Below are 21,262 nucleotides of genomic sequence, written 5' to 3'. Positions count from 1 at the left end.
ATATTGATTTTTATGTTTGGTTATACGACCTACGATACTTCCCATCCCCGACAACGGCTGAACCCAGAGAGCCAATGACGGTGGGAATGTTCGCCAACCAACAAAAAACACTTGGAGTTCTGATGAGCCTCTCGCCTTTCCACCTTGCAATCCCTGTTTACGACTTGTCTTCAGCGCGGACCTTTTACGGTGAGGTTTTTGGTCTTGAAGAAGGGCGCTCCAGCAGCCAGTGGGTCGATTTCGACTTCTATGGTCACCAACTGGTGATCCACGAGCACCCGAAAACCGCCTCGCAAGAGAGCGTTCACAGCAATCCGGTCGATGGTCACGACGTTCCCGTTCCGCACTTCGGCATCATCCTGGGTTGGGAGCAATGGGAAGCGCTGGCCGAGCGGCTCAAGTCTTTCGGAACCGAGTTTGTGATCGAACCGTACATCCGTTTCAAAGGTCAGGTGGGCGAACAAGCCACCATGTTTCTGTTTGATCCATGCGGCAACGCTTTGGAGTTCAAGGCATTCAAGGATATGAGCCAGCTCTTCGCGAAATAAGCACATCAATGGCACAACTGTGTTGTGCCATTGGATCTCAAGTGAGCTGGAAGCTCATGACTCTAGCAACTGCGAATAGACGCAGACCTTTCATTCCAACAAGAAGGCTAGACATGAAACGTATTCCCCTGGTGTGGCAAATCGTTGCCGGGCTGTTGCTTGGCGTGCTTGTCGGTTGGTACTTCAATACGCATCCGCAATATCAAACATGGGTTAGCGCGGAGATTCTGAAACCGCTCGGCGACATCTTCATCAAGATGATGAAGATGGTGGTTGTGCCGATTGTGTTCTGTTGCATGATCCTGGGTATTGCTGGCGGTGGAGACAGCAAGTCGTTTGGACGTATGGGCATTAAGTCGCTCGGCTACTTCTTTGCGATTACCTCGCTGGCGATCGTCATAGGGTTGTGTTTTGCGAACCTCTTCGAGCCCGGAACAGGTACCGATATTTCTGGCGTCTCGCATAGCTCTGCAGCCATCAACATGGAGCCGTCCAAAGGGGCGCTAGTCATTTTGCAGAACATCGTTCCAGACAATGTATTGGTGGCGATGTCGGAGGCGAAGTTACTGTCAGTGCTGTTTTTTGCCGTTCTTTTCGGCCTGGCATTGAATGCTTTACCGAGAGACAAAAGCGCACCCGTCATCGCACTGGTTCAAAGTATTTCGGACGCGATGTTCAAGGTAGTCTCCATCGTCATGGCCTACGCGCCGATCGGGGTGTTTGGCATGATCGGCGCGACCGTGGCGACTTTTGGTTTCGCCTCACTGCTGCCCCTGCTCAAGTTGATTGGCGTTGTATATCTGGCACTGATTGTTTTCGCACTGGTCGTGCTGGGTGGCATTTGCTACTTGATTGGCGAAAACATTTTCAAATTGATCCGGTACTTCCGCAATGAACTGATCCTCGCGTTTTCGAGCGCCGCCTCAGCAGCCGTCATGCCGCAATTGATGACCAAGCTGGAGAGCTACGGTGTGCCGCGCCGGATCGTCAGTTTCGTAGTGCCGGTGGGGTATGCGTTCAATCTCGATGGTGCGTCGATTTTTCTCGGGGTGGCGACGATCTTTGTGGCGCAACTTTATGGCATCGACTTGTCGCTGTCCCAGCAGATCCTGCTGGTGGTGACTATGGTGCTGACCTCAAAGGGGGCGGCAGGAGTGCCGGGTTTTGCCATCATCATCTTGTCCGCCACATTGGCATCTGCCGGTCTTCCATTGGAGGGTGTGGCATTGATCGCCGGCATTTTCAGGATTATCGACAGCGGCACCACCACGCTGAATGTATTGGGTAATGCCATTGCGCCGCTGGTGATCGCAAAGTGGGAAAAAGTCGAACTGGAGCCTTCACGGGCTCATCCAGCAGCATGCGGCTAAGCACTGGCGGATCACAAGTAAGCGCCTGCTGCCATAGGGGCGTTTTTATTTAGCACCCTACTAGACGACCGGTCTAATTAACTGGAGATTTTATGACTGATATTGCCTTTGAAACCGATCTTTTTTCACCCATGCAAATGGGCGCGCTGCAATTGGCCAACCGAATTGTCATGGCACCTGTGACACGTAGCCGAATGGCCGACGACGGCGTACCCAATGAAATGCATGCGACTTATTACGCTCAGCGTGCCAGCGCCGGCCTGATCATTGCCGAGGCAACGAACATTTCGGCTCAAGGGCGTGGCTATGCAATGACGCCGGGGATCTGGTCGGAAGAACAGGTCGCCGGCTGGAAAAAAGTCACCGACGCCGTGCACGCGGCAGGTGGCAAGATCGTCAGCCAGTTGTGGCACGTGGGGCGTTTTTCCAGCGTCGAGTTACAGCCCAACGGCGATGCACCCGTGGCGCCTTCGGCTATCAAGGCTGAAGGTAGCACTTACACCGAAAAGGGCTTTGTCGAGGTGTCGATGCCTCGTGCGCTTGAGACCTCGGAGATTTCCGGCATCATCGAGCAATACAAACTGGCTGCAGAGAATGCCAAACGGGCCGGTTTCGATGGCGTGGAGGTCCATTCCGCCAACAGCTATCTGCTCGATCAGTTCCTTCGCGATTCCACCAATCAACGCACCGACCAATACGGCGGTTCCATCGAGAACCGCGCACGACTGACGCTAGAAGTTACCGAGGCCGTGGTTTCGATCTGGGGCAACGAGCGCGTCGGCATTCGCCTTTCGCCCGTCACGCCGGATGCCGGTAATACGCCTCCCGACAGCAACGTCATGGCGACTTACGGCTACCTGATCCAGCAACTCAATAACTTCAATCTGGCCTACCTGCATTTCGTTGAAGGCGCCACGGCCACTTCCCGCACGGTCCCTGACGATGTAGATCTGGATGCATTGAGTGCGCAGTTTGCAGGGGCGTTCATCGGCAATAACAACTACGACCTGGCGATGGCACTTGAGCGTCGGGCGCAGGGCCGGATTGACGCGGTGGCGTTTGGTCGATTGTTCATTTCCAACCCCGATCTCGTGGAGCGCCTGCGTCGCGGCATCGAGCTGACCATCGCGCCACGCGAAAGCTACTACGGCGGTGGCGCCAAAGGTTACATCGATTGGCCAACCGCTAACGCTTGAGTCCTGAGTAGCCATTTCCTGCGCCAAGCAGGGCGCAGGGAGCGCAATCGCATTCCCGCAATGAGGTGTGAGCATGAACTATCTGCAAAACAAGGTCGCCATCGTCACCGGCGCGTCCTCCGGTATCGGCGCGGCAACCACCCGCGCACTGGCAGCACACGGTGTACGTGTCGTTGCCGCCGCACTCGATGAAAAAGGCCTGGAATCCTTCGTCTGCGAACTGCGCGAGGCCGGAAGTGAGGTGGTCGCTTTTACCACTGACGTAACTCAACCGGATCAAACCCAGGCACTCGCCAGGTTTGCCCGGGAAACCTACGGCACCGTCGACATTCTGGTGAACAACGCCGGGCTGATGCTGTTCTCAAACTGGGTCGATCTGGCTGTGCAGGATTGGGAAAAGATGATCGACGTAAATATCAAAGGTTATCTCAACGCTATTGCGGCGGTGCTGCCGTTGATGCTGGAGCACAAGTCCGGGCAGATCCTCAACATGGATTCCGTTGCGGGCCACCAGGTCGGACCGGCCGCAGGTGTTTACAGCGCTACCAAGTTTTTCGTTCAGGCCATGACCGAGTCCATGCGCAAGGAGCTTGGCGTGCAGCATGGTATCCGCGTCAATACCGTCAGCCCTGGCGTGATCAATACGGGTTGGGCCGACAAGGTCAGTGACCCCGAGGGGCGCAAGGCTGCCCAGCAACTGAACCGGATCGCCATCGCACCTGACGATATCGCCCGAGCGGTGATTTACGCACTCAACCAACCGGAAAACGTCACCGTCAACGACTTGATCATCTCACCGACCCGCCAGGATTGGTGACGATCGGTCAGTCATGACGCCCGCCCGCCGCTTCGCTGTCATCGTTAATTTATTCACTCAGGAATACATCATGTCCGTTCCAACCTACGTTCAGGAATACAACGCAATCGTCGAGGTGCTTAGCCAGTACAACGAAGGTGGCGCAAAGGCAGACAGCACGCTGATGAAGCCTGCATTCAACGAGCAGGCGACCCTGTTTGGCGTTGACGGCGACAAGCTCGTCGGCGGCGCGATTCAGAACCTGTACGACGTCATCGATAGCGTCTTTCGCCCCTCTCCCGAAGCCAAAGCCGCAATCGTTCGCATCGATATCGTCGGCACCGCAGCCAGTGCCCGAGTGGATACCGACGACATTTCGGGGTTTCGCTTCACCGACTTCTTCAACCTGCTGAAGGTGCAAGGCAAGTGGACGATCGTCAGCAAGATCTACCACACCCACCCAAGTGCATGAAGCCGCGTGCGGTTCTGATCGGAACCGCTGTAGCTCGCCTTCATTGAAAGGAAAGAACCATGTCGAAAAACATCAAAGCAGTACCAACCGCCGAGTACAACGCTGTCATCGCCATCGCCAATCAGTATGTTGAAGGTCTCCGGATCGGTAGTGCTGAAAGCGTTGCGCAAGCCTTCCATGAACACGCGGTGATGTACGGTTTCACCAATGGAGAGTTGCTCGGCGGCCCGATCAACAACCTGTTTGATTTCGTTGAAAAGAACGGCAGTGCACCCGAAATCACCACCCGGCTCGACGTATTGGCAATCACGCCGACCACCGCTGTGGTGCGTGTAGACATGGAAAACGATGCGATTGGCGCTGACTACAACGACTACCTGACGCTGATCAAAATTGACGGCGTCTGGAAGGTGATCGCCAAGGTTTATCACCAGTTCGACGTGTAAGCATCAACCGGTCCCGGCGGACCTGATTCCGGGATCGACCAACTGTTCATTTAAAGGGTGTAGACAATGCCAATGGTTGATTTTTCCGCTGTCCTGAACAGCGATGTAAAACGCGTCTGGAGTGTGGTGAAGCAGTTTGGTGAGATCCATAAATGGCATCCCTCGATTGCACAAAGCAGCATCGAAGGAGGTGAACCTGATGGATTAGTCGGTTGTCTGCGCAAACTGACATTGTCTGACGGGGCGGTTGTCAGAGAGCGCTTATTGTCGGTCGATGACCGCGCCTTAACGCTGTCCTACTGTATCGAGGAAGCGCCGCTGCCTCTGGACAACTATGTCGCAACGGTACGTTTGGTAGCGATCACGGGACAAGAACAAACCCTTGTCACCTGGTCAGCAGGTTTCGACCTTCAGGAACCGAATACCGCAGAGCACTATCAGGCGTTGATTCGAAGCCTGATCGTTGATGGTCACAAGGGTTTGCAGTCTTTGCTTACTCAATAATGCATCGGTGCACGCCACCTTCCCGATCTCTTCAGGCCGTCGCGTTCGACCCGACAAGATGAACTTCGGTGGCATGGCGACCCGCTAGCCAAGCAAGCGCAGAAGCGGCGACCAACACGGCTGCGCTGAGCTCGAATGTGGCCTTGTAACCGCTCAGATCAAATGCCAGGCCACCAATGATTGCACCGCCAGCGATAGCCAGTTGGACGATAGCCACAAGCAAGCCTCCTCCGGCTTCCGCATCATCAGGCAGCGTTTTCGCCAGCCATGTCCACCATCCGACCGGAGCGGCCGTAGCGACCAATCCCCAGAGGCCAAGCAGCACAGCGGTCAGTACCGGCGATTCGCCGAAGTTCACCAGAGCCAGTGCGATGCCAGCCATGATCAGCGGGATAACTGTCAGCGTGCGGTACAGGCTGCTCCCCATAAACCTTTCGATCAGAAAGGTGCCGATAAACCCTGCAAGTCCCAGCCCCAGCAGCATGAAGGACAACGTTGAGACACTGACGCCAGTCACGCCCTCAAGAAATGGCCGCAGATAAGTGAACAGCATGAACTGCCCCATGAAAAACACGCTCACCGCGACCATCCCCAATGCGACTGGCAACTGCTTCATCAGCCGCAGAACGTTACCGCTACCTGCCTGGCGCTCAGCACTGAACGACGGCAGGCTGATCAGCAGCCATACGGCTGCAAGCACTGCAACAGGAACCACACAGAAGAAAGCGCCGCGCCAGCCTATCAGCGAGCCAAGGAACGCGCCCGCCGGTGCGGCGATTACCGTGGCCAGAGCGTTACCTCCATTGACGATGGCCAGCGCTCGGGAAACCTGATCAGGCTTTACCAAACGCATTGCCGTCGCCGCCGACAATGACCAGAAACCGCCGATGGCTATGCCGATCAAAGCACGTCCGATCATGAATGAAGGATAGCCTGGCGCGAGCGCGACGACCGTGCCTGACACGATCATCAGCAAGGTCAGACACAGCAGCAACTTCTTGCGTTCTACGCGAGCGGCGATCGATGCAATGACCAGGCTTGTGATCAATGCAAAGGCACCGGACACGGAAATACCCTGCCCTGCCTGGCCTTCCGTGATGTGCAGGTCTGCCGCAATGGGTGTCAGCAGGCTGACGGGCATGAACTCTGAAGCGACCAGGGCGAATGCGGCCAACGACATGGCAAGCACCGCGCTCCAGCCGCGTTTTTCTGTAGAGGGAGAAGTCATGGGAACTACCTTTGGTGCGAAAAACGTGTGGATGTGATGCGCAGGGGTTCAAGCAGTTTGTCGCCCATACGGGCACTCCCCTGTAACAGATAGACACATTCTCCCGGTCGATCCGCCTCTGCCCTAGTGCATTCCTCTTGAATGCTTGCCTGATCCTCTGAGGATGCAGGGTGGTGGATAGGAAACGCCTCTGCAGCGGATTAGAGTTCGGTCAACAGGAGCGACCCGCCATGATGGATACCCCCATGCGCCATGAATCACCTTTGGCGTTGAACATTGACCCGCGCGTGAGCGCACCGGGTGATTTCGTCACGTCCATACCCGGGCTGTCGCTGTTTCGTCGCGACCAGCCGGCACCCCCTGTCGTGTGCATGATCGAACCAAGCCTCATTCTCGTAGGCCGTGGGGAAAAGCGCTTGTGGGTCGGTGGCGAAGGCTACCGCTACGGCCCTTCGCGGTTTCTGGTCACGTCGCTGGACCTGCCAGCCAATTCCGAAGTGATGCTAGCCAGTCCCGAACAGCCTTGTGTCGGGCTCGTGCTGAAACTGGATGTGAGCATGCTCGCCGAGGTCATCACCAAGGTTGGCATGCCTGCGAAGCGACAACCCTCCACCGGCACAGGCGCAGGCATTGGCACTATGTCGACCGCCCTGGAAGGTGCGCTCGATCGCCTGCTGGCATTGCTCGATGAGCCCGAGGCGATCCCGGTGCTCGCGCCGCTGATCCTGCGGGAAATCCACTATCGGCTGCTCTATACCGATCAAGGGGCACGGCTGCGGCAGATCACGGCTGTCGATGGCCAGGGTTATCGCATCGCCAAAGCCATCGACTGGCTCAAGGTCAACTTCACCGATGCATTGCGCATCGATGATCTGGCGGCGCGAGTGCAAATGAGCGCTCCCACCTTTCACCATCATTTCCGCCAGCTCACCGGCATGAGCCCGCTGCAATACCAGAAGTGGCTGCGGCTGAACGAGGCCCGTCGGCTGATGTTGATGGAGCGTCTGGACGTTTCGCGAGCGGCATTTGCTGTCGGGTATGAAAGTCCTTCGCAGTTCAGCCGCGAATATGGCCGCCTGTTTGGGACCGCGCCCAGTCGTGACATTTCGCTGCTGCGTGGCCAGCCATTCGAGGCGCAAGCGCTCGACAACACGGCCAGTTGAGCGAACGACACGCTTTACCGGTGATGCGCCTCGCAGCGTTTCACCGCTTATAAAAATTCACGTCAACCGATGATCAAGCGGGTGAACCATGGAACTACGAATCAACCAGAAGACCTATCAGGTCGATGCCGACGCCGATACCCCCCTGCTGTGGGTGATCCGCGATGATCTGGGCATGACCGGTACCAAGTACGGCTGCGGACTGGCGCAATGCGGCGCCTGCTCCGTGCTGGTGGACGGCAATGTCGTGCGCTCGTGCGTCACGCCAGTGGCTGGTGTGGTCGGCCGCGAGGTCACCACCATTGAGGCCATCGAAGCCGATGACGTGGGCAAAAGGGTCGTCTCGACCTGGGTCGATCTGCAAGTCGCCCAATGCGGCTACTGCCAGTCCGGCCAGGTGATGGCCGCCACGGCCCTGCTCAAACAAAACCCCAAGCCGAGTGATGCACAGATTGACGCCGCGATGGTCAACCTGTGCCGCTGCGGCACTTACAACGCCATTCATGCCGCGATGCATGAGCTTGCCGGCAAGGGAGAAGCGTGATGAATGTCCGTATCGACCCTCCCCAGGAAGTACCAGCGCTTGATCTGCACGATCCGGTGAATGTGTCGCGCAGACGCTTCTTGACCGGTACCGCTGTGGGCGCACTGGTGCTCGGCTTTGGCCTGCCGCTCGGTTCGACACGTGTGCAAGCTGCAGCGGCGGCGACTGCACCGCTCGAGCGCGGCACACAGGTTCCCGCGTTTCTGGAGATCCGCCCGGACAATCGCGTGCGTCTGCTGTGCCCGTTCATGGAAGGCGGCCAAGGTACGTTCACCGCGATGGCGCAGATTGTCGGCGAAGAACTGGATGCGGACCCGTCGACCTTCCTGGTCGAAGCCGCACCGCCCGGCGAGGCCTATGTGGTGATGGAAAACGGCATGCGTGTCACCGGCGGCAGTATGTCGGTGCGCATGAGTTACCCGGTGATGCGGCGCCTCGGCGCACTTGCCCGCGCCATGCTTTTACTGGCGGGTGCAGAAAAGCTTGGCGTGCCGGTCGCCGAGTTGACCACCGAACCTGGCAAAGTCGTACATGCCAAGTCGGGCCGCTCGTTGACGTACGGTGAATTGGCCGAGCGCGCGATGGATCTGCCGGTTCCCGATCCGGCCTCTGTGAAGCTGCGTGATCCGAGCCAGTTTCGCTGGATCGGTAAACCGGTCAAGCGCGTCGATGCCTATGACAAGTCCACGGGCAAGGCGCTTTACAGCATCGATCTGAAGGTCGACGGCATGCTCCATGCCGCCGTTCAGCATGCCCCGCGCCTGGGTATGACGGTGGGCAACCTGCGCAACGAAGATCAGGTCAAGGCAATGAAAGGCGTGCATTCCGTGCATCGTCTGCCGGGTGCCGTGGCGGTAGTCGCCGAGCGTTGGTGGCACGCAAAACGTGCGGTGGAGGCGATTCAAGTCGACTGGCAAGAGCCAATGGCCGACAGCAAAGTGCGGCCGATGCCCGCCGACTTTTCCAGCGATGCGTGGCTCAAGCGACTCGCCGATGACAAAGGGCCTGCCAAAGATGATGAAACCCAAGGGGATGTGGCTTCGATTCTTGGCGATGCCAAGTCCCGCGTCGATGCCACCTACCATAACCAATATCTGAACCACGGACAGTTGGAACCGCCCTCTGCGCTCGCCAGATTCAATCCGGACGGTTCGCTGGAAGTCTGGCTGCCTAATCAGGCACCGGACATGTTCCGTGCGGATATCGCCAAACGCACAGGGCTCGATGCGTCTCGCATTACCTTGCATTCGCCATTGCTGGGCGGATTCTTCGGTCGACATTTCCTCTACGACTCAGCCAGCCCCTATCCTCAGGCGATCGAGCTGTCCAAGGCAGTTGGCCGCCCGGTCAAACTGATCTGGAGTCGAGAAGAAGAGTTCCTGCGAGATGTGCTCCGTCCCGTTGCCGCAGTGAATTTCCGCGCGGCGCTTGATAGCGACGGCTGGCCGCTGGCAATCGAAGCGATCAGTGCCACTGAAGGTCCCACTGAAGCCATCGCCGGCAAGCAAGGTGAAAAGCTCGACCCTACGGCGCTTGAAGGGTTGTCGGGCAAGTCCTACGCAATCCCCAACAAACGGATTGCACAGATCTACGTCAAAGGCCCGGCGATGCTCGGTTACTGGCGTTCGGTGGGCAATTCCCTCAACGACTTCTTCTATGAGTCGTTCCTTGACGAACTGGCCGACAAGGGTGGCAAGGACCCGTTCGAACTGCGCCTGCGTTTGCTGCGCGACAACCCGCGCCTGACCACGCTGCTGCAAGCAGTGGGTGAGTTGTCGGGCGGCTGGAAGCGCGGGCCGTTTACTGCCGAGGACGGCAGCAAACGTGCGCGAGGCGTGGCGATGGCTTCGCCGTTCGGTACAGAGACGGCCGTGATCGCCGAGGTGTCCATCGAAAATGGCCAGGTCAAGGTCCACGACATCTGGCAGGCGATTGACCCCGGCAGCATCGTCAACCCGGCGATTGTCGACGCTCAGGTCAATGGCGCGGTGGCGTTGGGACTGTCCCAGACGCTGGTGGAAGAGTCCGTGTGGATTGATGGTAAACCTCGGGCGCGCAACTACGACTTGTATCCGATCCTGCCGCCAGCGCGGATGGCACGGGTACACGTGCGTGTCATCGAGAGCGGGGAAAAAATGGGCGGTATCGGCGAACCACCGTTGCCGGCCGTGGCGCCAGCCGTCGCGAACGCAGTGGCAACGCTGACCGGGCAACGGGTCCGCAGCCTGCCCATGAGCCGACACACCTTCACCTGATCAACGCCGGAGCGTCCATGAATAACAGCCGATTCGTAAGAACCGCTGGCTGGCTGGCAGTGCCGTGCCTGGTCGCGGCAGGCCTGCTGGCCTGGTATGTCACCCGCGAGCCCGCCTCGCCCCTTGAAAGCCAACCGATCGCTGCGGCCGACATCGAACCGACGCTGGTCGCCCGTGGCGAATACGTCGCCAGGCTTAGCGATTGCGTGGCTTGCCACAGCGTGCCAGGTGGTGCGCCGTTCGCCGGCGGCCTGGAAATGGGCACACCGCTGGGCGCGATCCATGCGACCAATATCACCCCGGACACAGAAACCGGCATCGGCCACTACAGCCTGGCGGACTTCGACCGTGCCGTGCGCCACGGCGTGGCACCCGAGAGCCGACGTTTGTACCCGGCAATGCCCTACCCGTCTTACGCCAAGCTCAGTGATGACGACGTGCGAGCGCTGTATGCGTTCTTCATGAAAGGCGTGGCACCCGTCAAACAGGCGAACATCCCGAGTGCCATTCCCTTTCCGCTGAACCTGCGTTGGCCGATTGCGCTGTGGAACGGTGTGTTTGTCGACGCCGAGCCCTACGTGGCCAAACCGTCGCAGGATGAAGTGTGGAACCGCGGCGCTTACCTCGTTCAGGGCGCCGGGCACTGCGGCAGTTGCCATACGCCGCGTGGCTTGGCGTTCAACGAGAAGGCGCTGGATGAATCCGGTACGCCTTACCTCGCTGGCGCCTTGCTCGATGGCTGGTACGCGCCGAGCCTGCGCGATGACCACAACACAGGCCTGGGTCGATGGAGCGAACCGGAAATCGTGCAGTTCCTCAAGACCGGTCGCAACAGGCACGCGGTGGTCTACGGCTCGATGACCGAGGCGTTCAACAACTCCACGCAGTTCATGAGCGACGAAGACCTGACGGCCATTGCCCGTTATCTCAAGTCGTTGCCTGGGGACCGCCAGCGCGACGGGCAGCCATGGCAGTATCAAGAGGTCTCGGCAGCGACGCGCCTGAATGCGCCGGGCGCCCACACCTACGAGACGCGCTGCGCCTCCTGCCACGGCCTGGACGGCAAGGGACAATCGCAATGGATGCCACCGCTGGCGGGTGCCAATTCTGCGCTGGCCAAAGAAAGTGCCTCGGCGATCAACATCACCCTTAATGGTTCGCAGCGTGTCGTGGCTGCCGGTGTACCGGACGCCTATCGCATGCCGGCATTCCGCGAGCAGTTATCGGATCAGCAAATTGCTGAGGTACTGACATTCATGCGCAGCACCTGGGGTAATCAGGGCAGTGCTGTTGATGCACAGGCGGTTGGCAAGCTGCGCGAACACACCGATCCGGCCAGCAGCAGCCCGATCATCCTGCACATGCGCTAAGAGGAGAGCCCGATGGAAAGCATCGACTTGCTGGTCCTGCGCACGGCGCGGGACTGGCTCGCCGCCGGCGAGCGTGTACTGCTCGCAACGGTGGCGCGCACCTGGGGTTCTTCGCCGCGCCCGACAGGGTCGATGATGGCCTTGCGTAACGACGGTCGAGTGGTGGGCAGCGTGTCCGGGGGCTGTATCGAAGACGATTTGATCCATCGCTATACCACGGCCCATGGCGGCAGTGGTTTTGACGACAGCGCACCGCAAGTGGTGCGCTATGGCGTCAGCGCCGATGAGGCGCATCGATTCGGCTTGCCCTGCGGTGGCACGCTTGAACTGATCCTCGAGTTCAGCCCGTCCTGGCAGTCGCTCGATGAACTGCTGATCCATCTGGATGGCGGGCGGCTGGTGCGCCGCTGCCTGGCAGTGGCGTCCGGCCAGGTGACGCTCGCACCCACGGCGACCCCGGAGCAGTTCACGTTTGACGGCCAACAGATGCTAAATACGCTGGGACCGGGCTATCGGATGCTCATGATCGGTGCCGGCGCATTGTCCGAGTACCTGGCCACCATGGCGTTGTTCAACGGCTTCAAGGTAGCGGTTTGCGATCCACGTCCGGAATACATCGAGACTTGGGCGGTAGACGGCGTGGAGCGCATCGTCGGCATGCCGGATGACGTGGTCCGCGACTTCGCGGTCGATCTGCGAACCTGCATCGTCGCTTTGAGTCATGACCCGAAACTCGACGATCTGGCGCTGCTCGAAGCCCTCCATGGCCCGGCGTTTTACATCGGCGCCATAGGCTCGCGGCGCAACAGCCAGCTGCGTCGCGAACGCCTGATCGAGCATTTTGGTGAGACCCAGGCCTCGCTGGAGCGTTTGCACGGACCGATCGGCCTCTACATCGGCAGCAAGACGCCTGCGGAAATCGCCGTCAGCGTGATGGCCGAGATTCTTGCGGCCAAGAATGGTGCGAGCTTGCCGAGTGAACTCAGCGTTGCCCAAGCTAAACACGCCATTGAATCTGTGGCCTCATCTGCTCGTTCATCATTGCCTTGACTCTGCATTTGCGTTTTACAGATGCAAAAAAGCCCTCTGTGAATGCTGAGGACCCGGCCGGAAAAGCTCTGGTGACAAAAACCTCACCAGGATGTCTACGCTGAAGATATCAAACCGGGATATTGGATCTCGACATTCAACGTCATCAGCCCCCCTTTCCTCAGTCATCAGATTTGCGGCGACTCTGGCGAGACTGACGACGGGCTCTATCCCAGGGCGGTATCGAGAAACATCATCACCCCGAATCCAAGCATCAAGCCAAGCGTCGCAGGGGTTTCGTGGCCATTGCGGTGGGTCTCGGGAATCACTTCGTGGGACACCACGAAAATCATCGCGCCGGCAGCCAGACCGAGGGCGATGGGATAACCCAGCGCGAAGCTGCTGGATATACCCAGGCCGACAATAGCGCCGATCGGCTCCATCAATCCTGACCCGACGGCGATCAGCGCCGCGCGCAGTGCGGAAATGCCCGTCACGCGTAACGCCAACGCGACAGCCAAACCTTCGGGGATGTCTTGAATGGCAATGGCGGTGGTCAGAGGCAAGCCCACCTGCATGTCACCGTTGGCGAAACTCACACCGATGGCCATGCCTTCCGGCAGGTTGTGCAGCGTGATCGCCAAAACGAACAACCAGACCCGATTGATGCGCTTGGATTCAGGCCCGCGACGGCCACTTTTATCGTGCTCGTGGGGGACGAAACGATCCAGGCCAACCATCAACCCCACGCCCAGCGCCAACCCTGCAACGACAACACATGCGGCAAGCAGTTGATTGCCGCACAGCGCTTGCGCCGCCTCGATGCCGGGAAGGATCAGCGAAAAAGAACTGGCGGCGAGCATCATGCCGGCGGCAAACCCGAGCATGGTGTCTTGAGTACGTGCAGCGATATTGCGCAACGCAATCGCTGCAACGGCACCGGCCGCTGTCGCGGCGAAGCCGGACATTCCACCGAGGAAGGCAAAATACAGATTTTGTTTGTTGGCACCGACGAAAGCGCCATAGCCGCTGATCAACAGCAAAACAGTTACGCCAATCAGCACTGCCCAGAAAACCCGTCCGCCCCATCCAGGGCCTGAGAATCGGGCGAACCAGGTTCGAAAAGGCGCGTCGGACGAGGTCAACGGTTCGGGCATGACGATCTCCTGTTTTCTTGAATAGCTGCGACGTTCCAGGGTTCCGACATCGCCATGAACGCAAATGCTTCAGTGATAGTCCTCTCCGGCGACCGCTCGCAGATACGCTCTGTCAGCCTCCACGCGCAAGTCATGCCACTCGGCCCAGGTCAGCATGCCGAGGCGATCCATCTCATCCGTATGACGCAGCAGTGCATCGTGATAAGCATCAGGACACTCCATGCGCAGTTGGCGATTTTCCAACGCGCGATGCCAGGCATCCAGGGCGAGCAATCTGGATTCTTGAGCCGGCGTCAGTTGGTTCTTGAAGGCATTCATGTCGGTCACCCCTGCATATCGGATGGGGCTACGCAGCACGGTTGGCCTGCGCCCCTCAGAGCAGAGGACGGATCAATTCCGTGGAGAGTTCAAAGGAGTTGATAAGCGTGAGGACATTCAGACTCTGCCCACGAACTGATGAGCACACCTCTGTCCATGCCGATTTAACCCTCCAGTGCGGCTTCCCTCCCTTACCCGAATCGCCCAAGGCGCGTCGAAGGCCAATTGACGCTCAATCGTATGCAAATATGGCTCGTTAGTAGTAGTTGATGGTAAAGGTGGCTGTTGCATTGGCCGGGCCGGCGGTGATGCTGTCTTCGGTCTGGATGTAGCGAGCCTTCAGCGGGATAGTGTAACTGGCGCCCTCGACGGCACGCGGAGTGATGCCACTGGCGCGCAAAGTGGCCAGCGGTAATGGCGTACCATGACTGTCGGCTACTTGCAGGCCGACTCCGGTAGCCGCCGGATCTTCGCCGGGGGCGCTTGGGTTAAGGCTCATGATCCCGAGGTTGGGGGTGATTGCTGCACGGGTCGGATCCAGGCGAACCTGCAGTACGTTATTCTTGCGCGAGTCGAGGTTGTTACTACTGCCGTCGCTTAACCAGCGCGGACCGGTGCCTTGGTAATAACCGTGGAACGCCGGGCAGTTGTTCAGGGCAATCGAGAAATCCTTCCACGGCGTGAACGAGTTCTTGCCGGAAAATTCGTTGAGCCTGTGCGTGCCCATCGGCACTGACACGTCTGGTGTCGAACAGGTGCGCGAGACGATGTTGATTGCGCCAGAAAAATTGACCCGGCTGAGTTCAATGTTGTTGCTTGACTGCCAGCGCTGATCCACCGTCGGTAACTGTGCCCCCTGAATCGTGCCAGGTGATACTTCACCTATTTTGATAAACGATATATCGAACGCCAGTGTGCCCTGGATGTTCCAGACGCAAGCGTTGACGCCACCGCCACAGTTGGATCCATTGCCGGTATATGGCAATGCATTACCGGCGTACCAAATGGCAATGCCAATGCCGGGAACGCCGGTCTGATAGACATTGCCTGCCCAAGGCGATCCAGCCCAGGAGGACAAGGCCAGCGGTTTGACCGGCAGACCTCGACGGGTTTCAATGTTGTACAAACCGGCGGAACAAGACAGCCGTACAGAATTCGCCGCCTGGAACGTCTGCCGATAAATTTCCGCACCCAACGGTACATCGCGCCCCACCGTCAAATTGCCGCCCAGCAGCGGCTGCGTTCTGACCATGGTTGATGTCCCGTCAATGAAGTTGCAGTCAGCCAGTGCCGCGCCCGCCATCAACGTCAGCCCGGCCACCGCCAGACTCGACTTGAACAATCCGATTTTTTTCATCACTTGTACTCCGGTGCGCTGTTCACAGAAGCAACGCGATTATCTGTTTGAGCGACCGAGCACACTGCATCCACTTGCTGCAGTTGCTTGCCTGCGCTTTTCACCGACGGCAATGGCAATGCGCATTGCTGACCGGCCTGAGTGCCCCAACTGATCAACAGTCGGCGCGCGTTGTCCTTGACCCGGGCGTAGAGCTGACCGCCCTGCCCGACCACACCGACCGACACGCCACGGTCATCGACCACGCTGGCGCCGAACGGCAGGCTGCTGCCGTCGGCCAACGTGACGTTGAGCAACAGCGCTTGACCGTTTTGCGTACCGTATTTGAGCGCCACCACAGCGCCGGCACGCGGCGCGACCTGCTGACTGGTTTCGCTCAACTCGACGTTCATGTCGGTGCCCAACGGATCGATCGCCACTTCGTTCAGCTCATAAGGACGCAAGTACGGCACCACCGCGTTGCCACGCTTATCGAGACGCAAGCCCGGGAAGCCCACCACCTTCGCGCCCTCGGCGCCTTCGGCGGTGAGGACCGCCATGGTTTCGCCGCGATACGGGGTCAGCGTCACGCCGTTCGGGTGCGCGACCACGCTGCCGCTGGCATTCAGCGACAGGCTGTCGTAGCCCTCACCACGGCTGACGGTGGCGCCGACGATGGCTTTGGGGCCGATGTACTGACCGTTGACCGAGGTACTGTTGGCGCGAGTTGCGCCGTCATGGCCGGCCGTCACGCCATAGTTGTACTGACGGTCTTCACCGGCGGTGCCGCTGAGCGTCGCTTGCTCGCTGTAAGTGCCATGGGTGTCACGCATGACCCGCGCCGACAGTTGCGGGCGATTGACCGTGGAGCCGAACTCCAGCGGCATGCTCACGGTAAACAGCAAGCTGGTGTCCATCTCGCCCATGCCCATGCGCGCCCGATTGGCGCTGACGCCATAACTCACCGAACCGTGCTGCTTGTTGTAACTTAACTGGTACTGCACATCGCGACCCGGCAGGTTCCAGTAGTTTTGGGTGAAACCGTTGAAGGCCACCTGGCCCCAGTCGCCCAAGCTCTGGTTGGCGGTCAGAGACAGACGACTGCGCGGGCGACCGTAAAGGCTGCTGTCCAGGCCGTTGCGTTCAGCATCGATCAACTGCACGGCGTTGCTGAAATCCAGGTAGTTTTCCGTGGAAAAACGGGTGGCTGCCACGGCGAAATTACTGCCGGTGCTGAGGATGTTTTTGCTGTAGCTCAAGCGCGCACTCTGGCCAGTGGCGGTGCCGCTCTTGAGGTCGGTCTGCGCATGAGTAACGTCCACCGCCATCGCCCCGACCGGCGTGCTGAACGCCAGGCCACCGAGCGCCGCACGGTAGTCATCGCTCAGTTGCGATCCACCGTAACCGGTGAAAATATTGCTCAGACCACGCTGATAGGTGCCCTGAAAAAGCTTTGCCTGGCTGTCGATATAGTTATTGCGGGTTTCCCCGGCAGTCACGCTGAAACGCGAGGTCCCCGGACGCAGCAATTGCGCAGTCGAGGCAAATGGCACGATGAACGATTGCTCGCTGCCGTCGGCTTCGTAGACGGTCACCTCGAGGTCGCCGCCATAACCGGTCGAGTACAGGTCATCGATCACGAAGGCGCCCGGCGCCACCGTGGTTTCATACAGCAGATTGCCGGCCTGCCGCACAGCGACTCGCGCGCTGGTGCGGGCGATGCCACGGATCACCGGCGCATAGCCGCGCTGAGATTCCGGCAGCATGCGATCGTCGGTGCCCAGTTGCACACCGCGATAGGCCAAGGTGTCGAAAATCTCGCCACTGGTGTTGGCTTCGCCCACCGTCAACTGACTCTTGAGCGAGGTGACATCGCGCTGGGCGTAGGTGTTGAGCACCTGATAATTATGACCGTTGGACTTGTCCCAACTCGCCGAACCATTGTGGCGCAGACGCCAGTCACCGATGTTCAACCCGGCATTCAGCCCCAGATACGCCGAGTCGTAATTGCCGCTGTCGGTCTTGTTGTGGTTGGCGTTGAAGTTGTAGCTCAGAGTCCCGGCGGTCACGCCGCGATCCCATAGTTCTGGACTGACATAACCACGCGCATCGCGGCGCAAGGCAACCTGCGGAATACTGATGTCGAGTTGCTGATTGGAGGGCGAAAACGTTGCACTCGCGCCTTCGATCAATTGCACGATATCCAGGCATGAGGCGCCGCTTTCAACGCTCGCCATCGCTTCAGCGGACAGGCGACGAAAATCCACGCCGATCAATTCCAGTAAGCCACGGCTGAAGCACACCGTCGGGTGGCTGCCATCGGCTTCGGCATTGATGCGGATGTCCTGACGCGTCATCAGTTTACCGTTGACCGCGATGTCGGCACGGTACTCGCCGGGCAACACCGGGTTGCCCTGCTGATAAGCAGCCAGATCGAGGCTGCGCGAATCCTCAGGCAGAAACGCGTCGTTGAACTGCACGTCTTCGGCCCATGCCTGGGTGGCGAACGCACCTGAAACACCGGCCAGTGTCTGGAGAACCAGAGCGGTCAGCGGATTCAGGGCAAAGCGAGGTCGTGCCTGCAGGCGCGCGCCCAGGCATGGAAGAGTCTTCATAGGTTACTCGTGCGCTAAAAACGTTCGCGGGAAAGTCAGGGCTTGAGCGGTTGCTTTAACGGCACCAAAGCGCCGTAGTCATTGATGGCGTTGAACTCGACCTGCGCCGCAGCACCGGGCATCGACTTGAGTGTTGGCAAGGCAAATGTCTTGGTTTCACCCGGACCGACCATGCCGTTCTCACTCTCGAAACGTTGTGCGCCAACTGTCAGGGCCAGTTCGACCTGGGACATGTGGAACGCGCTCGGATTGAATGCCTGCAAGGCAAAACCCTTGTCCGCCGGCACGACTTTCCATTGCACCTGCTGCATCGCCTCGTTGGGATTACCCGGCAGACCGTCGGGGCGATAGAAGATCTTGATCCGTGAACGGAAAGCCATTTGCAGCATGTTGAGATCCGTCGGGCCTTCGGCCTTCGGCGGGATTTCCAGCACGTTGAGCCAGAACACCGACTCCTTGTTGGTCGGTAACGCTGCGCCGGTGAACATCAGGCGCAGGCTTTGGCCCTTGCTCGGGTCGATACGCGACACCGGTGGAGACAGCACAAACGGCGACTTGGAGCTGGTAGGACTCGATTGGATATCACCGCTGTCGACCCACGATTGCACCAGCACGGGACGCGCGCCGTTGTTGTTCAATTTGACGGTGACTTCTTTCTGACTCGCTGGGTACACCAGACGCGTCCCGGTGATCACCACACCGGCCTTGGCTTGCGAATACATCAGCATGCACAGCATCAACACTGCACTGACTCGAAACAGACTTGCATAACGCATGACGCACCTCTTTTGCCGCACTCAGACGGGCCCTTACCTCATGGTTCAGGGCACGTCAGAGGGCTATCGGCTTACTGGTAGTCGACGTTGTAGGTCACGGAGCTGACCACGGTGCCCGGCGTGGTTGCGCCAGTGGCGATGTATTGCACGGCGTACGGCATGTTGGCCGCGCCAGTGCCGTCGATGGTGTTGCGAGTGGTTTTGGTGATCTGGTTGGTGTTACCCGCCTGAATCACTGCACCGCCCTGCTGGTCAACCAGTTGTAGCTGCACGTTGTTCGCGGTGCCGGTCATGTTGTTCAGGTTGCCGCTGACCGGGTCAACGGTCGAACCGGCGTTGAAGAACGCCGCAGCGGTGGTCGCGGTACCCACGCAGCTGCTCAACTGGATGTTGAAACCGGTCTGGCCTTCAACCTGCCCAGCAGTAGTCAGCAGACCCGTGGAGATGGTTGGAAGGGTCACGGTGGCGACAGCAGGGGAAACCACGCCGTCAACAGAGATGGTGCAGGTCTGGTTGACCAGCTCGCCATTGAAATTGATGGTGCCGTCGGCGGCGTTGGCGAACTGGGCGCCAGAGGCGGCAGCCAGTACAGCGATAGCGAGAGCTTTGCGATTCATGGGACAACTCCAAAAGTAAGATACGAACCCGTCGCGTAAGTCTGGATGGTTGTCCGGCGCGGAATGCGTCGTGATTTACAAGCCATCTACCTGGGCGACGAGACAATCTTGGTCTTTTGGAGAGAGTATTCCCGTAGGAGCCTTCCCTTCGACTTGTAGGAATTTTCCTGCCATCGGCGATTAACAGTATTCGAGGACAATGGTGCGCATCGATATTTGCGAGGTACACAAAGTAAGGCCCTCCTGACGGGCTGTAATCGTCCGGAAGCTGCCATTGCCTGTCGCCGACTTACATCCCAAGACAGTGGGTGATATTCATTTGATACATTCAGCCTTTGCTCTGCCAGCCATGGTGATTCCCATGCAGTACAACATTCCCCCGGTAATCACGAAAAATATAAGCATGTAGAAAATATAGTGCGCCGGCTGCGTGGCCAGCACTATTCCGCAAAGGACGGGCCCTAGCGCTGCGCCTACGTTGCTCAGGTTTTGGGCGGCGTAGTACATGCCCCGTAGATGGCTCGGCGCGATGCTGTCGATGAACATGAATTCGGCAGGGAATACGATGATTTCACCCAGCGTGAAAATTGCCATGGACAACACCCAGAACGTCAAAGTGTGGGACATCGCGAAACCTGCCAGCCCGAGGATGAACATAAACAGTCCGCTCGCCAGCCAAAGATTCAAGTACTGCCGGGAAATTCGTTTGCCGATGGTGTATTGCAGAGCGATCACCATCAGGGCATTCGTCGCGACAACGGTGCTGATAATTCGGTAGGTAGTCTGGGCCGTGGTGGTGACGATCAGGTATTGCGAAAGATAGGCGGTGAACTGCCCGAACACCACCGCGCTGAGTAATCCGCCCAAGGTAAAACAAACCAACCGGTAATCACGCAGCATAAGTTGACCAACCGCCAGGAACGGGGTGTCTTGACGGTGCGGCTCGACAGTTACCACGCTTTTATCGCCCCACACGCAGTAGACCAGGAAGAACCCGGCCCCCAGCCCCGCAGATATTAGAAACGGCAGGCTGACGTTCACACCGGCCAACCACGCGCCCAGAAACGGTCCGACGGCATAGCCGATATTGGTCAGCGTGTATTTGATCGAAAACACTTCACTGCGCTGCGCGACGGGTAGCAGGGTGCCAAAGGCTGATTTCACGGCGATATCGATCACCGAGTACGCGAGATTGATCGACACCAGGCTGAGATAAAAAAGCCAGAGTTCGGGTGCCACTAACGCCCCGAAAAACCCCAATGTGAACAGACCACAGAACGTCAGAATGAGCCGGTAATTGGACAGTGTGTCCACCAAAAACCCGCCGTACATGCTCAGCAACGAGCCGATGATCAGCGTACTGCCGATGACCAGACCGATATCGGCGATGCTCAAACCAAAGTTGCCCGACAAATAAATGACCAGGTACGGCAGCGTGATCGCGCGAGCGAGTGTCAGTACCAGTGACGCACAAAGCAGTAGGTTGATGGTAGAGGGATAGGTTTTCAACGTAGCCAGCATT

20 protein-coding genes are annotated in these 21,262 nt (G+C 58.6%); 12 read left to right on the top strand and 8 right to left on the bottom strand.

The window, feature by feature from the left end; genetic code table 11:
- Positions 1-122 precede the first annotated feature (122 nt).
- From ACA074_RS12975 to ACA074_RS12945, 7 genes are all read left to right on the top strand, one after another.
- Positions 123-548: a VOC family protein gene (locus ACA074_RS12975; RefSeq protein WP_497679323.1), complete on the top strand. Its 426-nt coding sequence runs from the start codon at positions 123-125 to the stop codon at positions 546-548.
- A 113-nt stretch (positions 549-661) separates the two neighbouring features.
- The gene (locus ACA074_RS12970) at positions 662-1,918 is read left to right on the top strand and encodes a cation:dicarboxylate symporter family transporter (RefSeq protein WP_497679196.1); all 1,257 of its coding nucleotides are present in this window, start codon (positions 662-664) and stop codon (positions 1,916-1,918) included.
- A gap of 92 nt (positions 1,919-2,010) precedes the next feature.
- Positions 2,011-3,114: an alkene reductase gene (locus ACA074_RS12965; RefSeq protein ID WP_497679195.1), complete on the top strand. Its 1,104-nt coding sequence runs from the start codon at positions 2,011-2,013 to the stop codon at positions 3,112-3,114.
- Positions 3,115-3,187: 73 nt separating this feature from the next.
- Complete coding sequence (locus tag ACA074_RS12960; protein WP_497679194.1) at positions 3,188-3,931, top strand: SDR family oxidoreductase; 744 nt, start codon at positions 3,188-3,190, stop codon at positions 3,929-3,931.
- A gap of 70 nt (positions 3,932-4,001) precedes the next feature.
- Complete coding sequence (locus ACA074_RS12955; protein WP_497679193.1) at positions 4,002-4,382, top strand: nuclear transport factor 2 family protein; 381 nt, start codon at positions 4,002-4,004, stop codon at positions 4,380-4,382.
- 59 nt (positions 4,383-4,441) lie between these two features.
- Complete coding sequence (locus tag ACA074_RS12950) at positions 4,442-4,828, top strand: nuclear transport factor 2 family protein (RefSeq protein ID WP_497679192.1); 387 nt, start codon at positions 4,442-4,444, stop codon at positions 4,826-4,828.
- Between the two features lie 66 nt (positions 4,829-4,894).
- Positions 4,895-5,332 carry an SRPBCC family protein gene (locus ACA074_RS12945; RefSeq protein ID WP_497679191.1) on the top strand — a complete coding sequence of 146 codons (438 nt, stop codon included), beginning with the start codon at positions 4,895-4,897 and terminating at the stop codon, positions 5,330-5,332.
- A gap of 31 nt (positions 5,333-5,363) precedes the next feature.
- On the opposite strand, the gene ACA074_RS12940 is transcribed toward ACA074_RS12945, so the two are convergent.
- On the bottom strand, positions 5,364-6,560 hold the full coding sequence (locus ACA074_RS12940) for an MFS transporter (protein ID WP_187680407.1): 1,197 nt from the start codon (positions 6,558-6,560) through the stop codon (positions 5,364-5,366).
- A gap of 230 nt (positions 6,561-6,790) precedes the next feature.
- Between ACA074_RS12940 and ACA074_RS12935 the strand changes: the two genes are divergently transcribed.
- The 5 genes from ACA074_RS12935 (at position 6,791) to ACA074_RS12915 (ending at position 12,942) form a co-directional block, all read left to right on the top strand.
- Complete coding sequence (locus ACA074_RS12935) at positions 6,791-7,723, top strand: AraC family transcriptional regulator (protein ID WP_497679190.1); 933 nt, start codon at positions 6,791-6,793, stop codon at positions 7,721-7,723.
- A gap of 88 nt (positions 7,724-7,811) precedes the next feature.
- Entirely contained in the window at positions 7,812-8,267 is a 456-nt protein-coding gene (locus ACA074_RS12930; protein WP_497679189.1) for a (2Fe-2S)-binding protein, read from the top strand.
- Positions 8,267-10,522 carry a xanthine dehydrogenase family protein molybdopterin-binding subunit gene (locus ACA074_RS12925; protein WP_497679188.1) on the top strand — a complete coding sequence of 752 codons (2,256 nt, stop codon included), beginning with the start codon at positions 8,267-8,269 and terminating at the stop codon, positions 10,520-10,522. Before ACA074_RS12930 ends, ACA074_RS12925 begins: the two co-directional genes overlap by 1 nt.
- A 17-nt stretch (positions 10,523-10,539) precedes the next feature.
- The gene (locus ACA074_RS12920; protein WP_497679187.1) at positions 10,540-11,892 is read left to right on the top strand and encodes a c-type cytochrome; all 1,353 of its coding nucleotides are present in this window, start codon (positions 10,540-10,542) and stop codon (positions 11,890-11,892) included.
- A 12-nt stretch (positions 11,893-11,904) separates the two neighbouring features.
- On the top strand, positions 11,905-12,942 hold the full coding sequence (locus ACA074_RS12915) for an XdhC family protein (RefSeq protein WP_497679186.1): 1,038 nt from the start codon (positions 11,905-11,907) through the stop codon (positions 12,940-12,942).
- A gap of 206 nt (positions 12,943-13,148) precedes the next feature.
- Here ACA074_RS12915 and ACA074_RS12910 read toward each other — a convergent pair whose 3' ends face one another.
- From ACA074_RS12910 to ACA074_RS12880, 7 genes are all read right to left on the bottom strand, one after another.
- On the bottom strand, positions 13,149-14,078 hold the full coding sequence (locus ACA074_RS12910) for a ZIP family metal transporter (RefSeq protein WP_497679185.1): 930 nt from the start codon (positions 14,076-14,078) through the stop codon (positions 13,149-13,151).
- Between the two features lie 69 nt (positions 14,079-14,147).
- On the bottom strand, positions 14,148-14,396 hold the full coding sequence (locus tag ACA074_RS12905; protein ID WP_497679184.1) for a hypothetical protein: 249 nt from the start codon (positions 14,394-14,396) through the stop codon (positions 14,148-14,150).
- Between the two features lie 256 nt (positions 14,397-14,652).
- The gene (locus ACA074_RS12900; protein WP_497679183.1) at positions 14,653-15,753 is read right to left on the bottom strand and encodes a fimbrial protein; all 1,101 of its coding nucleotides are present in this window, start codon (positions 15,751-15,753) and stop codon (positions 14,653-14,655) included.
- Positions 15,753-18,347: a fimbria/pilus outer membrane usher protein gene (locus ACA074_RS12895; protein WP_497679182.1), complete on the bottom strand. Its 2,595-nt coding sequence runs from the start codon at positions 18,345-18,347 to the stop codon at positions 15,753-15,755. The genes ACA074_RS12900 and ACA074_RS12895 overlap by 1 nt, the downstream gene beginning before the upstream one ends.
- A gap of 35 nt (positions 18,348-18,382) precedes the next feature.
- Positions 18,383-19,123 (bottom strand): fimbrial biogenesis chaperone, encoded by a 741-nt coding sequence (locus ACA074_RS12890; RefSeq protein WP_497679181.1) that lies wholly within the window; start codon positions 19,121-19,123, stop codon positions 18,383-18,385.
- 71 nt (positions 19,124-19,194) lie between these two features.
- Positions 19,195-19,740: a fimbrial protein gene (locus tag ACA074_RS12885; RefSeq protein WP_497679180.1), complete on the bottom strand. Its 546-nt coding sequence runs from the start codon at positions 19,738-19,740 to the stop codon at positions 19,195-19,197.
- 315 nt (positions 19,741-20,055) lie between these two features.
- On the bottom strand, positions 20,056-21,261 hold the full coding sequence (locus tag ACA074_RS12880; RefSeq protein ID WP_497679179.1) for an MFS transporter: 1,206 nt from the start codon (positions 21,259-21,261) through the stop codon (positions 20,056-20,058).
- Position 21,262 lies beyond the last annotated feature (1 nt).

It is taken from the genome of Pseudomonas sp. LBUM1655 (genome assembly GCF_059716085.1).
This window is presented reverse-complemented; position numbering and strand designations above follow the sequence as displayed.

What these genes read in the sequence shown, in the direction of transcription:
- ACA074_RS12975 (WP_497679323.1), top strand. Translation starts at nt 123, where the DNA reads ATGAGCCTCTCGCCTTTCCACCTTGCAATCCCTGTTTACGACTTGTCT.
- ACA074_RS12970 (WP_497679196.1), top strand. Translation starts at nt 662, where the DNA reads ATGAAACGTATTCCCCTGGTGTGGCAAATCGTTGCCGGGCTGTTGCTT.
- ACA074_RS12965 (WP_497679195.1), top strand. Translation starts at nt 2,011, where the DNA reads ATGACTGATATTGCCTTTGAAACCGATCTTTTTTCACCCATGCAAATG.
- ACA074_RS12960 (WP_497679194.1), top strand. Translation starts at nt 3,188, where the DNA reads ATGAACTATCTGCAAAACAAGGTCGCCATCGTCACCGGCGCGTCCTCC.
- ACA074_RS12955 (WP_497679193.1), top strand. Translation starts at nt 4,002, where the DNA reads ATGTCCGTTCCAACCTACGTTCAGGAATACAACGCAATCGTCGAGGTG.
- ACA074_RS12950 (WP_497679192.1), top strand. Translation starts at nt 4,442, where the DNA reads ATGTCGAAAAACATCAAAGCAGTACCAACCGCCGAGTACAACGCTGTC.
- ACA074_RS12945 (WP_497679191.1), top strand. Translation starts at nt 4,895, where the DNA reads ATGCCAATGGTTGATTTTTCCGCTGTCCTGAACAGCGATGTAAAACGC.
- ACA074_RS12940 (WP_187680407.1), bottom strand. Translation starts at nt 6,560, where the DNA reads ATGACTTCTCCCTCTACAGAAAAACGCGGCTGGAGCGCGGTGCTTGCC.
- ACA074_RS12935 (WP_497679190.1), top strand. Translation starts at nt 6,791, where the DNA reads ATGATGGATACCCCCATGCGCCATGAATCACCTTTGGCGTTGAACATT.
- ACA074_RS12930 (WP_497679189.1), top strand. Translation starts at nt 7,812, where the DNA reads ATGGAACTACGAATCAACCAGAAGACCTATCAGGTCGATGCCGACGCC.
- ACA074_RS12925 (WP_497679188.1), top strand. Translation starts at nt 8,267, where the DNA reads ATGAATGTCCGTATCGACCCTCCCCAGGAAGTACCAGCGCTTGATCTG.
- ACA074_RS12920 (WP_497679187.1), top strand. Translation starts at nt 10,540, where the DNA reads ATGAATAACAGCCGATTCGTAAGAACCGCTGGCTGGCTGGCAGTGCCG.
- ACA074_RS12915 (WP_497679186.1), top strand. Translation starts at nt 11,905, where the DNA reads ATGGAAAGCATCGACTTGCTGGTCCTGCGCACGGCGCGGGACTGGCTC.
- ACA074_RS12910 (WP_497679185.1), bottom strand. Translation starts at nt 14,078, where the DNA reads ATGCCCGAACCGTTGACCTCGTCCGACGCGCCTTTTCGAACCTGGTTC.
- ACA074_RS12905 (WP_497679184.1), bottom strand. Translation starts at nt 14,396, where the DNA reads ATGAATGCCTTCAAGAACCAACTGACGCCGGCTCAAGAATCCAGATTG.
- ACA074_RS12900 (WP_497679183.1), bottom strand. Translation starts at nt 15,753, where the DNA reads ATGAAAAAAATCGGATTGTTCAAGTCGAGTCTGGCGGTGGCCGGGCTG.
- ACA074_RS12895 (WP_497679182.1), bottom strand. Translation starts at nt 18,347, where the DNA reads ATGAAGACTCTTCCATGCCTGGGCGCGCGCCTGCAGGCACGACCTCGC.
- ACA074_RS12890 (WP_497679181.1), bottom strand. Translation starts at nt 19,123, where the DNA reads ATGCGTTATGCAAGTCTGTTTCGAGTCAGTGCAGTGTTGATGCTGTGC.
- ACA074_RS12885 (WP_497679180.1), bottom strand. Translation starts at nt 19,740, where the DNA reads ATGAATCGCAAAGCTCTCGCTATCGCTGTACTGGCTGCCGCCTCTGGC.
- ACA074_RS12880 (WP_497679179.1), bottom strand. Translation starts at nt 21,261, where the DNA reads ATGCTGGCTACGTTGAAAACCTATCCCTCTACCATCAACCTACTGCTT.